The organism is Bacteroides sp. 1_1_30 (assembly GCF_020982715.1).
GTDB classification, from domain to species: Bacteria; Bacteroidota; Bacteroidia; order Bacteroidales; family Bacteroidaceae; genus Bacteroides; species Bacteroides xylanisolvens.
The window spans coordinates 54,902-68,501 of sequence record NZ_JAJKHN010000021.1 but is presented as its reverse complement, the minus strand read 5'-3'; the positions used below and the strand labels follow the sequence as shown (position 1 = coordinate 68,501).

Genomic DNA, 13,600 nt, shown 5'->3' with positions numbered 1-13,600 from the left:
CACTCTTAACACTATTTGAATTATCCTTCCTGACGTATCCGAAGTTCAAAATATCCATTCCTACCAAACAGACGCACCTTTCCTTCACGTGCATTGCCTGTGCCATTTTCCTTTACATGGACAAAAATGTAATCATTAGCAGAGTCTAACTGCGGATAAATAATAGCACCTTCGTGCCGTTGTTCAGCTATCCCGATCCAATCACATGAATCGAACACTTCCCCGTAATTCGTATATAACATAGGAAGCACTGTATATGACCGACCGATAGAGGAATGACGTTCAACAGTTACCGTTTTTTGTAGAACACCATATTGGATAATACTCGTAAAAGAGTATTCCGTACCTGCGACTTCACTCGATTCCGTGAAACACAAGTCCATCTCGACGGGATTATCAGGAGTATCATTACAAACTGTTTCCCCCGTTATTTCTGTCCCATTTGCTTTCACCGTTATCAATCCACGCTGAAGATTAGGATAATCCGGATCAAACATGGTGTAACCTTCCAATGATTCATCCCGGATGCACCGGTAGAAATGACCTAACACAAAAGAATTCAAGATTTCATTACTGTATATAATCCAACGGGAATTTTCAAATCCCATCTGATAACCATTCTGCAAATAATTCTCTTGATAATCATGTGTACCATTATACTCTAATAACATGAATGCTTCCATATCATTAGTAAATCCATTCTTTTCTGCATTCTCGAATGAATTAGCGCCAAATCCCGTAACACTCCGGATATTCAGTTTATAGTAATCATTGCCTACAATTGAAGTCAACGGAACTTTTTCTCCTGTAGCATCATCTATTGTACATAGACGGAGTTTATAGTATCCTTCCCTTTCTGTCCCATCCGCTGCCGTATATTTTCCATGTACAACGATGTGAAATCCTTTATGCGCATCCAACCCCATTTTCCGAATCTGATACAGATAAATAGGATTTGACGAAGGAGCAAGGCTACTGACGGACAAAGTGGACGGACTGGTATAATCCACGTCTGCCAATACAGAGGCTGACACAGGACAACCCAACCAATTTATTGAAATCAATTCAAAATTGTTGTCTGCCACTCCCACACTGAATTTCGCAACATTCCGTTTTAAACTGAAACCATTGCTACCGTCACTTTCCATCGCATTACGAATAGCTATCATGTTGAGTGATGAAAGAGTTATGCGCCTGGTAGCCATTACAAAGGGTGGTTTTACAAGTGCTTTCGTACTTGTGCATATCCTGCTTTCCAAGTCCTGTAAAGTATGTATTGTCCCTGCTTCCATCGGATAATTAGCTATCAGATACAATGTATGCTCTCCTGTCGCCGAAGGAATGTTTACTGTCGTCTTATATTCATTTCCAGTCCATTCCAATACAGGATGCTGATGATAAACAATTTTTCCGTCATGATTGAATATCAGAAAATCCATACTTTCAACCTTTGCTTCATCGGCAGGGGTACCTGTTCCCCGCGTATACACAACAGACTCTTGTTGCACACTTAGTTTCAAAACCATTTGCTCCTGTACTTCTGTTGTATCGTTAATATCCGACATTTCATCACTATTGCAAGCCCCCAAAGAGAAAAGCAATACAAACAGGCACCCCCTTTTTTCGGACACAACGTTCGTAAATGATAGAAAGATTTGATTGATAACAAGTTAGATAATGACACACGTACGGATTTATTTGTATAAACATTATTTCGCTAAGGAAACTACTCTTTTCATGTAGGTTTCTATGTAGGTTAATTAATACCAATTGATTCCTACTAATACGAATTAATAATAAGCCATTAACTAACTCGTTATCAATCTATGTATACGATTAACATTAGGGGTAAGCAGAACCCGAAAGACACCAAGATGGTCAAGCTGGAGATGATTTTCTTCAAGACCGGTTACGCCCGTGTGCCGAAGGTTATAAACATTACAGGGCTATTAAAAGACTGGGATGTCAAGTCTCAGAGTTTCCGTATAGGGAGTGCGGAAGCCACTACCAAGAACAAACTGCTTTTCGATTTGCGAACCAAATATCTGCATGTCGCTGATACCTGGGAGATGGAAGGCAGAAACTGGTCGCCCGTCCAGTTGTCACATTGCTTCGATGAAATCAAGGCGGCAAAACCCGAGGTCAAAGTAAAGAGCGTCCAGCAGATGATCGATTATCTTGAAGAGACATTCAAAAACAAGAAACGCATCAAGAACGGGCAGATCGTCGATAGTACGACCAATGCCAAACGGTATGTCTATCTCAAGCGTGAACTGCAGGCGTTTACAAAAGAAAAATATGCAAAAGCCTTTTCCTCTTATTTCTTTGCTGACATTACAGAAGAGTTTCTTCTTGACTTTGCATTTTGGCTTAAAGAAAGAGGTATCAGAAACGGCAACAAGGCCGGACTCACGCACAAATTGAGGTTGCTCCGTGCCGTATGCAGGCAGGCGGAAAAGAAAGAGATGTACGGGGTGAATATGGAGAACTTCCTCTGTCTCGGTGATGATATCAATTGGCCGGAAAGCACTTCAAGAGCAGTCCCGGAAACAGTCATAGCAAAAATTGCAAATGTTGACCGTACCCTGTTTACGAAGAAAGAGCAGTTGCATCTTGATTTGTTCCTGTTCAGCTACTATACCGGAGGTATGGCGAATGTCGATGTCTGTAACCTGACATGGGATTTGGTCCAGGAAGACCGCATCGTCTATGAACGTATCAAGTTTCCCAAAACAGCCAAGCCGGAGCTTCTCAGCAAAGCAAAAGCCATCATGAATAAATACCGTGGGCAAAGTTACGGAAATTATGTATTTCCTGTTTTTACACATAAACACACGACCACTTCCAAGAAGACTACACGTGTCAAGCAAATTTCCACACGTCTTTCACAAACCTTGACGAAAGCATGCAAGATACTACGCATTAAAGAAAACATCACCTGGTATTCCGCCCGTGGTTCTTTCATATCAAAGATGGTAGATGCCGGTAACAATCCATATGTGATTGCAGAGATGACGGGCAACAGTCCATTGACCATCTATAAGCACTACTACAAGAATACGAAACGGGAAGAAATCAAACGGCAAATGGAAGAAATGTTCTGATTGTGCATGTCCATATACTCGCAAATTCCTTGGCAATTCCCCTGCAATCCTCCGGAATACGGAGGATTTTCTGTGTTGGTGAATAATCACACTCTACAATGGGTGTTAAATCTTACTGATTACCAGAAAGATAGTTATTATATTGACAAAATCGCTTTTATTTTCGAATAATTTCACTACCTTTGTAATCAATAACTTAAATAGAATTTATATGAAAGAATTGGTTTCAAAAATACAGGAAGTATATGCTACATTCTCCACGGATGCGGCACTTCAGATTGAAAAAGGCAACAAGGCCGCAGGTACCCGTGCCCGCAAGGCTTCGTTGGAACTGGAAAAATTGATGAAGGAGTTTCGCAAGGTTTCTTTGGAAGAATCCAAGAAATAGCCTTAACACATCGGCCGTTGTCATATAATGGCCGGTTCTTCTGCAGATACGGCATAAAAAGTGTATTGGCAGAACGACATAATAAAAAACGGAAAGCGTTAACTTTTGTCATGCATCGAAATCTGGTAAAATTCACTTATCCGCAGGACAAACAGTTTTCGCCTATGCTTTTGCGTGGGCTTAACTTGTTTGCGGATAGGTTTACCAGAACCTCGGTGCTACGGGTTATGTCCCACGCTTTTTGGTCTTGGTATACTGAACGCTTGACGGGACTCAAGCCAAATACGGAGATATTATGAATGACATGAATCTGATGGATGAACTTATGAAAATTCCTGCTGATGCGACTGCCGCCACAGTACAAGGCATAGAAATGCTGCTTATCGATAAAAATAAGGCGGAGTCTTTATTGGAATCGGATCCTAATGACAACGCCATCCACGAATGCCTTTTAAGCAACGGCCGTTTCCTGTTCCAATCGGACAATGCCAACCTCGTTGCCCTGTATAAAGTAACAAGAGCATCTGAATAACGCTCCTGTTGCATATAATCACCTTATTTATCTGATTTCATCCTTTCTACAAAGGCTTTTGACGGTTTGAATGCCGGGATATTGTGGGCAGGCACTATTATCGTGGTATTCCTGCTTATGTTGCGTGCCGTCTTTTCCGCACGGTATTTGATGATAAAAGAACCGAAGCCGCGAAGATAAATCTCCTCGCCGTTTATCATGGCAGACTTTACGCTATCCATGAATCCTTCAACAATTTGCAACACGACCTGCTTCTCCAGACCGGTCTGCATTGCTATTTCCCTGACGATATCCGCTTTTGTCATATCAATTCTTGATTAAATACTGTCAATCCGGTTACAAAGATACATCATTTTCTGAAATATCCTCTTTTTATAAGCACATATAACAAACATTAGCCGGTGTCGGTCTCTACTCTTTCGATACAAATAGTATCGAAGTATGAAACTGACACTCAACCGCAAATTCAAAGGCCAGACCTACACTATAGGCGACCTGTCTATCGATGGCAAGTTTTTCTGTAACACCATCGAAGATGTCGTGAGGGAACTTCCGGCAACCTGTCCGGACACTTCCTGTGGTCGCTCCTGTACCTGCGCGGAAAAAGTCTATGCCAAGACAGCCATTCCTGCCGGGACTTATAAAGTCACCCTTCAGTACAGTCCCAGGTACAAGAAGAAAATGCCATATCTGCATGATGTGCCACATTTCCTCGGCATCTTGGTCCACTCCGGCAATACAGAAGTCGATTCCGCCGGCTGTATCATCGTGGGAAAGAATACTGTCAAAGGAAAAGTTTTGGAATCCCGTGCCACTTTCCAAGAACTGTATGCCATACTCGAGTCCGAAGCGGACATAACCATTCAGATTATATAAAGCGAATGGCGATCAACAGGCTCAAACCACCCAGAAACCTGCGCATCGAGTTCAAACCGTCCCCACGGCAATATGAACTCTGGAAACTCTTGCAGCCAAACTATTGTCCCCATTGTGGCGGGGAGATCGAGCAAATCCTTGTTGGCTATGATCAGCAAGGTAACCCGCAGTACAGGCCGCAGTGCAGGCATTGCAAGTCGCAGAACCTGCCGCAGCTGATACTGGGAGGCGGAGCGGCAGGCGGCGGGAAAGCAGCACCGTTGGATTCAACGGTATGTACTCCTTTCGGTTTCCGCAAAGTTCGGGATTTGAAAGTCGGGGACATCATATCCTCTGCCACAACCGGAGGGCAGCAACGGATAATCTGGCTACACCCTGTTGAAAGACATGATTACTACCGTATCCACTTTATCGACGGGACATATTTCGACTGTTCCGCGGGACATTTGTGGAAACTTCATCAAAGTCACAAAAGGACGGAACGGAAAGATACGGGGTGGAACCGGAACAACGAGAGACTTTGGAGTACCCGGATTATTCACGATTGGATGCAGCGTAAGAAACACGGGATGCATAGAGGTAGTAATTTGACTATTCCCCTGTGCGCCCCGGTACAGTTTACTTCGGGAAAACGGTACAGACATCCCAACCCCATAGAACCTTATATTCTCGGGGCTATTCTCGGCGATGGGTGCATTACGAAATCCGTGACGGCGGCCAATTCTGTGTTACTCACGACAACGGATGATGAAATTGTCCAAAGATTCATGTCCGCAGGATATGATATGGGCCATTATCAGAGAAAAAGCGGGAATAAAGCCCAAAGTTATGTGATTTATGACCGTAACTTAGTGGATGCGCTGAGGGTGCTTGGCTTGGAAAGATGTGATTCTGCCAACAAGTTCATTCCCCGGCAATATAAATACGCCCCTGTTGAAGAGCGTAAACAGCTCATCCGGGGACTGATGGATACCGACGGCTATGTCAATGGAAGGGGGTACATGTCTTACTGCACGACAAGCAGCCGGTTAGCGGAGGACGTGGCATTTGTCATACGCTCTTTGGGAGGTATAGCGACAATCAAAAAGCCTCCTGCAGGATATAAGGACAAGGCAGGAAACTTCATCCAATGCAAGGATTGTTACAATGTGTACTTCCGTACCCGTATGAATCCGGAACTGGTCGGTTTGTCAAGGAAAAAAGCGAGATGTCGGTATGAGTTCAACGGTGGAGCGTCAGAACCCGGGAAAAGGATTATCGATGTCGAATATATCGGGAGACGGAAGGGACGCTGTATCACGGTTGATGATCCTTGCGGTCTTTATGTCGCTGACGACTTTACTGTAACGCACAATTCCTTCATCGGCAGCGTTTGGCTGGTGTCTTCATGTATCCGGTTCGAGAATATCCGTGCGGTGGTGGCCCGTAAGACACTCAAGTCATTGAAGGAATCGACATGGAACACCATCAAGTCGATACTGAAGGACTGGGGACTGAAAGAGGACATAAACTACAAGATAAACAATCTCGAAGGCACGCTCACATTCTGGAACGACTCGGTCATCATCATGAAAGAGATGTCGGACATTCCCAGCGACCCCAACTTCGAGCGTTTCGGTTCTTCCGAATACACCATCGCCATGGTGGACGAGGTGTCGGAAATCTCGGAGCGGGCTGTCGAAGTGTTGTTCTCCCGTCTCCGCTGGAGGACCCATGAGACATTCAAGACCCCGAGAATGCTGCTTACTACCAACCCGACGATTAACTGGGTGCGTTCCCGCTTCGTTCAGGGCGAGAACGGAGAAAAAGTCATCTGCCGTGAGGGTGAAGCGTACATTCCATTTTCCGTGTTCGACAACCCGAATATCGCTTTCCGTCAGGTGTACGAGGCGGCTCTGAACAAGATCCGGGACCAGGCGACAAAGGAACGTCTGCTCTATGGTAACTGGGATTTCGTGGAAGCCAATGATATGGCGATTTACAGCAGTTTCGACGGCGCCCGGCATCTCGTTACCGGACTGAAAGAAAGGGCGTATGATCCGACCAGACCGCTCATCACGGTGTGGGACTTCAATGTCGCTCCCCAAATGTCGGTACTCTCTGCACAGATAGATTATGAAAACAAGAAGGTCTATATATTGGAAGAGATACTCGGCAGGCCGGAGGAGAAAGAGAACAACACCCCAGCACTGGCACGGAAGGTTCGCCTGAAACTTTACCGGGACAAGCATATCGGCGGAGTGGATGTGACCGGTGACCCTTCCGGGTTGCAACGTTCTACCACGAACGAGGACGGTGTAAACAACTACACGATTATCGTCGGGACGTTCGGTAAAGGCGTCCTGCGACCGAAGGTGAAGCTGCTGCGTAAGCAACCTCCACAGGTTACCCGTTGCGAGTTCGTCAATGAGGTATTCGATGGGTATAACGGTTGGGAAGTCCAGATTGACGTCAAGTGTCGCAATCTCACACGGGATCTGATTTACCAGCTCCGCAACGAGGATGGCACCAAGTCCAAGCAAAAGACAACCGATCCGAAAACAGGCGTGAAGTACGAGCGTTACGGTCATCTGTCCGATTGTCTGGACTACCTGCTTTGCTACTATCTGCGTGACAGTTGGTACAAATTCAAGAGCGGTGATGCGAATGGCTATATCGTATCGACCTCGGTCATCCAGGAAGGATTTTCATACTAGATAATGAAGCAAAAATATGTATAGACGGTTTCTCAATAACAACGATTACCTGGGTATCATCACGCCCGAAGTACTCGCACAACTTACCCGCGGTAACGGCGAACACTTTGTCCGGGCGGAAGAAGCGGCCGAGGCATCGGTCGTGGAATATCTCTCGGAGAACTACGAAGTCGAGAAAGAACTGGCCAAAGGAAAGTGTATCGCCGACTACGACCGGCGCGTCACCTATCCCGTGGGCGTGCATATCTACTTCGAAGGACAAATCCATGAGGTCATTCGTTCCATCAGCGGCTACCGCAAACCTGCAACAAAGACTTTCTGGGAGGAGTGCGTCGATACCTGTATCGATATGAAACAGGTGTCGGGCTATACCCAGTTTAAGACCTATTACCCGGGCGACAAGGTGAACTACAACGGGGTGATCTACAGTTGTCTCGCAGAAAACGGCTACAAGTTCGACGATATTCGTATCCCGATGGTAGCCGGTTGGCTGGAAGTCGAAACCTCACTCTGGCATCCCGTTGAATACCCCCTGTGGAGTGTCGTGGAGTATGAAGATGGATTCTTCACGCTGGTATCGCTTGATAACTTTGACTCTAACGTTGACCCGATGGCTTCAAGCTGCTGGGGAGCCATAGCCGATTACGATTCAGCGTATAACGCATATGAACTGTCTGAAAATGAATACGTGGTTTATGACAGGCATGTGTTCTATCCGGAAACCGACATCAATGCGGATGAACCCTCCGTTGGTTTCAACTTGGCCCTTCACGACCCCAGAAATTACAACTTGAAAAAACACTTGGTACGCTTAGCTGTCTATGAGTTAACCAAGCTTATTGCCCCGAACAACGTAAGCGTTGTCAGAATCCGGGATTATGAAGATAGCATGAGATGGTTGAGTGATGCGGCCAAACTGCGGCTTACCCCACAGATACCGCGCAAACTCGATGAAACAAGAAAACCGGTAACCGATTGGCAATTGGCTACTTTCCAGACTGATTACGATCCATACAAGAACCCCTGGATGATATAGCTAAAAGCGGAATCTACATTGCAAAAAAACGGCAAGTACCAGTCTTCTTTTCCTCTTTGATTAAAAAGAAAAAGACATCTTCCCGCAGTAAGATTGACAGTTCCGCTTCCATCTTGATTACTTTCATCAGAAGATGTTATTCAAGGCCCGCCACCGGCGTATAGCGAAAGAAAATCAAATTAACGGCGGGCGTTACGGCTTGGACGTAATTGCGTGTCTGTGGCTTTGATACGGGTAGAAACGGTGTATTGGAAGCTATAGACTTATTGTCAAGCTACTACAAAAATAGGGATACGACAGGTGACAAATCATTATTTTAAGGTATTGCAACAGAAAATATATGTAACGAACTTTGTAACTAAAAAAGGACCCCGTTCCCGCCTATGCTAACAACTAAGAATTATACACGCGAGCTGTTACCGACTATAGCGCGGAGAGTTTTTCAAGAAGATAAAAGAAGTGTGCAGCACGAATTTATTTTCGGTGAGGTGAACAAGTGTTTCACCAACGCGTATACCTCTGCTTTAGGAGGGACGGAAGAAAATCATGATAAATAATGAAAGATGGAAGCAAATCGTTTTAAACATCCCGTTAGCCGTGAAATAACGGATCAATACATCCGTTCTTCATCTTGTCTGCAATGTAAGCCTTGTGGAGGGAACTGCATAGTCGTGGACAATCGTATCTCCTTTGTAGTCGATCCCGAAACGAGGCGTGTCAGGCATCTTTTGTTCGATTCAACTCCCGTCGCCTGTATGGGAAATTGCATAAGGCCCTGCCAGGAATCTTTACGTTTGGTGCGAAAGTTAAAGCCCGTATCGGAACAATTAGAATTTCTAAAAAATAATCAGCATATATGAGTATCACCAACATCATCAGCAACGACGAAGTTACACTCGTGCAAGGAGTCGACGGCCTTTTTTTTTGCGAAGAGTCATGGATTACGCAAAGCAGGGCGGCTTCCCGGTCGGAAGAGGCGTTTCCCGAAGAAGTCATTGAAATAAAAAATGAAGGTATCAGCATGGAACAACTTCAGACTTAACTATTCTGGCTAAACTTAGTTGCCACGTGAATGAAACGCTTTGTCTCCAAACCAGGCCATTCCTCCTGCCGGGCGTGCCATTCTTTGCAGGTGGTTCGGCCCGTTTTCGAAACATAACCGTATTTTGTTCTCTTTTGATACACTAACTCCCAATCCGTCATAGCCATGCCTCAACCTGTGTTCACAGCTTTTCTTCTTACGTTGTTTGCTGGCCTATCTACCGGTATAGGTAGCGCCATCGCCTTCTTTGCCAAACGTACCAACACGTTGTTCCTCTCTCTTTCGTTGGGCTTTTCGGCAGGAATGATGATTTACGTGTCGTTTATGGAATTCCTTTTCTCTTCCGTGCAAACCCTTGTCGGGGTACACGGCAAAACCGATGGGGCACTCTATGCGACACTCTCTTTTTTCGGAGGTATCGCGTTGATTTTACTCATCGACAAGTTCATTCCCCCCTACAAGAATCCGCACGAGATGCATTGGGTGGAAGAGATGAATCAAGAGGATAAACCGCATCCGAAAGTAAAGCCAAAATTATTGCGCGTGGGTTTGGTGACAGCCCTGGTACTGGCTGTCCATAATCTTCCTGAAGGCATGGCTACGTTTCTTGCCGCCATGAAGGATGCAAACATTGCCATCCCCATCACTATCGCCATTGCCTTACATAACATTCCGGAGGGTATTTCGGTTTCTGTACCCGTCTATTACGCCACGGGCAGCCGCAAGAAAGCCTTTTGGCTCTCGTTTCTGTCTGGTTTGGCAGAGCCAGTGGGAGCCATCATCGGCTACCTCGTATTGTCTCCCTTTCTCGATGACAACGTATTCGGAATCATTTTCGGTATGATTGCCGGAATTATGGTCTTTATCTCGTTTGACGAGTTGCTGCCCGCTGCCGAAGAATACGGCAAACACCACCATGCCATCTATGGCTTGGTGGCAGGCATGGCTGTCATGGCACTCGTCCTGTTGATGCCGGGTTAGCCAAACGAAACGGTATAAAAACAAGGAATAACTAAAAAACAGAAAAGATATGACTCCTCCCATTATGCGAAAAGTACCGATAAGTTTTTTAGACTCAATGGTGATAAAGATTCATATAATGCTTTAAGACATAGCATAATCTTACAAAGGAAGGGATAATGCGAATTGTTTATTCTTGGTAAATACACTGGCTCTACCGGTTTTTCTGCATTTTTCAATAATGTTTTGACGCACATTTGATTACCTGTAATATAGTGTATACATCATCAGCCCCATTTAAACGTATATTTTCTATATTTATTTTAAGGAATGACATGGTAATCTGCAACCAACGGACCATACGACATCTATTCTTTCCCAAAAAAACGCATGTCTTCAGACAAATCAAATCAGTTGCTTATCCGCGAGGCTATTCGTAAAATAGCTCTCGGCCGTAGCATGGAACGTATCAGTCTGGCTCCGGGTGGTATGTCCGGTATCGGTACGGCCCGCATGATACACGGCTATGTCGCCAAGATACACGATGACCCTTCGGACGAGGAGTTTTCCGACTACGGTGGCACCATCGATGTCGGCGAGTACCCGGACGAGACGGCCTCCGCCGAACTTGTCATCCATAAAGGCGTGCTACTTTCGGCTGCAACCAACAGTGAAGGCGGCTTCCTGATCGTACCTACACTCTTTTCCGATGTGACCATCTTCATGGATGCTGCCACCCGTTATGCCTATGTGGTGAATTTCTCCCATGTGGACATCCTGCGGCTCAATGCCCGCACGACAACCGTCATCGGTGTGACTGAAATGGAGGATTTGGATCCGGATAGCGATTCCTCTCCGGATTACGACGAACTGGATTCTACCGGCAACGAGACCTCCACCCGCTATACACCGACCGCCGTCACAACAACTGTCAGGAATGATAAAAACAAGGAAGCGACAAGCGTTATCGATGCGGAAAGCATCACGCATGCGGTGGACAAGTCTGAAGTCAGACAGACAGCTGATAAAGTGGTGCAAAAGGTCAATTCCACGACCGTTGCCGTTGCCGACAACAAGGTGACGCTCGGTGACGAGAATGCCAGCGAGCCGCTGGTTTTGGGTAATGAGCTTGCCCGGCTGATGCTCGACTTCCTGACGGAATGTTCGAAAATCATGACCCCCACACTGATGGGCACGATGTCGCCGATCAATATGCCGAATTTCATCTCGCTGACATCACGTATCCAGAATTTTCTTTCCAAGACCTGCTACACCAAATGAGCGTACAACTGCATCCCGATATAGAAACCCTCGACAAGGAGAGCCTGTGCTATTCCATCTACGCACAGCTGTACCATAACTTTTTCAATGCCCAGCAGAAAAAGGACGACGAGCATCCTTACGGCATCGAGGAAGGCGACGAGACCAGCCTGAGACTGAAGAATACCGCTTACGGTTTTGCATCCGCCATTGCCGGAGCCGTTGCGGGAGAAGGCGGTTCCGGAAGCGGCGGTTTGCTGTTGGGTTACCTGAAGAAATCGGGCGGTGACATGACCGGCAGGCTCAGCGCCAATTACGGCTTCGAAGCCGGCATTGGAAACACCCGTATCCTGGAAACCTATTTGCAGGATATTACCGATCCGGAAGGTGTGGTAACTGCCGTCGAGTACGGTATCAGGATTACCGGCAACCTGAAAGTCGGGGGTGACAGCCTGTACATCGGTGGCAGGCAGTTGCTCCGTTACGACGCGGACAAGGCCACCGCTACAACCAATGCCTCCCATATAGACTTTCTGGATGCGACGGTACATTCCAAAGGGGCATGGATTATCGGGGACGAGGATACAGGAATATCCATCTCCCCGACACGGCTGGCCGTGGGGGGGCAGGATGTCTACCATCGTGGCAACGCCAATATGGACACGGCGGATTGGACGATGCGGGACGGCATGGTGAGACGGAATCTGACGGTGCGAGGGGGTACGGTCATGGACGGCGGGCTGAAAGCCCTGCAGGGTGTGGAACTGGGCGACAAAGGGAAATGTCTGCTTTCGTTCTCGGAAGAGGATGTCGCGCTCGGCGGATTCCTCTCGTTCCTGGACGGGTTCGGCATCCGGATCGGAGATGTTCCCGTACTGCTCCGTACCGACAAGGACAAGATACAGTTCGGGAGTATCGGCGGTGACCTTCTTTTAGGTGGCGACCATACCCCGAAGATACGCCTGTTCTCCGGCATATCGGACGTGGACGGCGAGTGTCTGATGCTTTCCCCTTACGGAAAGGCGTGTTTTCCGGGCTCGCTGACTGTCCGCCACAACTACGGTGCCGACCTGCTCTCCTCATACCGGGTAGACACTTCCGATGAAGGTATCGTTATCCACAAGCGCTTGCGGATGGGCACGGCAGAGGGATTCATGTTCACAGGCGACAGGGAGCGCGTATCGCTTTCTTCCGAGGTAATCTACGAGGAAGAGGACGCAAGGACGGCTATCCCTCACAGTACGGATTTTTCACACCGTCCGTCCGTGAGCTGTTATGCCCCGCAGAACCGTCACAGCGAATCGTTCCATATCCGCACCGATGCCGATTTCGTTACGGTCGGTGTTCCGTTGGAAGCAGCCGGGCATATCGGAATCCATGCGTCGCCCACCCGGATTACTGACAGAACCCTATACTTGACAGAGGCGTTACGCCTGCAAGCGGAGAAGGACGATATCCGGCATTACGGAAACAGCGTCTTTACCGGGTCGCTCTCTTCGGAGTTCTTTTCCTCGGGCCTTTCCGGAAGCGGATGGGCTATCCGTCGAAACCGGACGACAGGAGGCGTCTCCGCCACATTCGACGAAGTGGTGGCCCGCCGTAAGTTCCGCGCCTATGAGTTCGAGGTCCAAAAGACTTCGGTAACCAACGGTTCCTTCTGGATCAGCGACAGCTGTTCGGGAGACACCGTGGAAAAACTGTCATAA

Annotated in this window: 13 protein-coding genes; 10 read left to right on the top strand and 3 right to left on the bottom strand. The window is 47.0% G+C overall.

What is annotated here, in order from left to right; translation table 11 throughout:
* Positions 1 to 20: 20 nt before the first annotated feature.
* Positions 21 to 1,565: a fimbrial protein gene (locus LPH68_RS08115; RefSeq protein ID WP_230296908.1), complete on the bottom strand. Its 1,545-nt coding sequence runs from the start codon at positions 1,563 to 1,565 to the stop codon at positions 21 to 23.
* A gap of 261 nt (positions 1,566 to 1,826) precedes the next feature.
* On the opposite strand from LPH68_RS08115, the gene LPH68_RS08110 reads away from it, so the two are divergent.
* The 3 genes from LPH68_RS08110 (at position 1,827) to LPH68_RS08100 (ending at position 4,024) form a co-directional block, all read left to right on the top strand.
* A complete protein-coding gene (locus LPH68_RS08110; protein ID WP_195527359.1) occupies positions 1,827 to 3,104 on the top strand; it encodes a phage integrase SAM-like domain-containing protein in 1,278 nt (425 codons plus the stop codon).
* 211 nt (positions 3,105 to 3,315) lie between these two features.
* Complete coding sequence (locus tag LPH68_RS08105) at positions 3,316 to 3,492, top strand: histone H1 (RefSeq protein ID WP_048699090.1); 177 nt, start codon at positions 3,316 to 3,318, stop codon at positions 3,490 to 3,492.
* Between the two features lie 295 nt (positions 3,493 to 3,787).
* A complete protein-coding gene (locus LPH68_RS08100) occupies positions 3,788 to 4,024 on the top strand; it encodes a hypothetical protein (RefSeq protein WP_048699083.1) in 237 nt (78 codons plus the stop codon).
* 23 nt (positions 4,025 to 4,047) lie between these two features.
* On the opposite strand, the gene LPH68_RS08095 is transcribed toward LPH68_RS08100, so the two are convergent.
* Entirely contained in the window at positions 4,048 to 4,329 is a 282-nt protein-coding gene (locus LPH68_RS08095) for an HU family DNA-binding protein (RefSeq protein WP_048699081.1), read from the bottom strand.
* A 136-nt stretch (positions 4,330 to 4,465) separates the two neighbouring features.
* Here LPH68_RS08095 and LPH68_RS08090 point away from each other — a divergent pair, with 136 nt between their 5' ends.
* The 4 genes from LPH68_RS08090 to LPH68_RS08075 all read left to right on the top strand — a co-directional run bounded on the left by LPH68_RS08090 (position 4,466) and on the right by LPH68_RS08075 (position 9,674).
* Positions 4,466 to 4,900, top strand: coding sequence for a DUF5675 family protein (locus LPH68_RS08090; protein WP_195527358.1), 435 nt, complete (start codon positions 4,466 to 4,468; stop codon positions 4,898 to 4,900).
* 5 nt (positions 4,901 to 4,905) lie between these two features.
* Positions 4,906 to 7,596, top strand: a complete 2,691-nt coding sequence (locus tag LPH68_RS08085) for a phage terminase large subunit (protein WP_195527357.1) — start codon at positions 4,906 to 4,908, stop codon at positions 7,594 to 7,596.
* 16 nt (positions 7,597 to 7,612) lie between these two features.
* Positions 7,613 to 8,632 carry a hypothetical protein gene (locus LPH68_RS08080; RefSeq protein WP_195527356.1) on the top strand — a complete coding sequence of 340 codons (1,020 nt, stop codon included), beginning with the start codon at positions 7,613 to 7,615 and terminating at the stop codon, positions 8,630 to 8,632.
* A gap of 856 nt (positions 8,633 to 9,488) precedes the next feature.
* Positions 9,489 to 9,674 (top strand): hypothetical protein, encoded by a 186-nt coding sequence (locus LPH68_RS08075; RefSeq protein ID WP_121972129.1) that lies wholly within the window; start codon positions 9,489 to 9,491, stop codon positions 9,672 to 9,674.
* 15 nt (positions 9,675 to 9,689) lie between these two features.
* Here the strand turns inward: LPH68_RS08075 and LPH68_RS08070 are convergent, their stop codons facing one another.
* The gene (locus LPH68_RS08070) at positions 9,690 to 9,848 is read right to left on the bottom strand and encodes a hypothetical protein (RefSeq protein WP_195527355.1); all 159 of its coding nucleotides are present in this window, start codon (positions 9,846 to 9,848) and stop codon (positions 9,690 to 9,692) included.
* On the opposite strand from LPH68_RS08070, the gene zupT reads away from it, so the two are divergent.
* The 3 genes from zupT to LPH68_RS26825 all read left to right on the top strand — a co-directional run bounded on the left by zupT (position 9,840) and on the right by LPH68_RS26825 (position 13,600).
* Positions 9,840 to 10,655, top strand: coding sequence for a zinc transporter ZupT (gene zupT, locus LPH68_RS08065; RefSeq protein ID WP_121972128.1), 816 nt, complete (start codon positions 9,840 to 9,842; stop codon positions 10,653 to 10,655). The genes LPH68_RS08070 and zupT overlap by 9 nt on opposite strands.
* A 369-nt stretch (positions 10,656 to 11,024) precedes the next feature.
* A complete protein-coding gene (locus LPH68_RS08060) occupies positions 11,025 to 11,915 on the top strand; it encodes a hypothetical protein (RefSeq protein WP_048699061.1) in 891 nt (296 codons plus the stop codon).
* Positions 11,912 to 13,600, top strand: a complete 1,689-nt coding sequence (locus LPH68_RS26825) for a hypothetical protein (protein WP_196045366.1) — start codon at positions 11,912 to 11,914, stop codon at positions 13,598 to 13,600. Before LPH68_RS08060 ends, LPH68_RS26825 begins: the two co-directional genes overlap by 4 nt.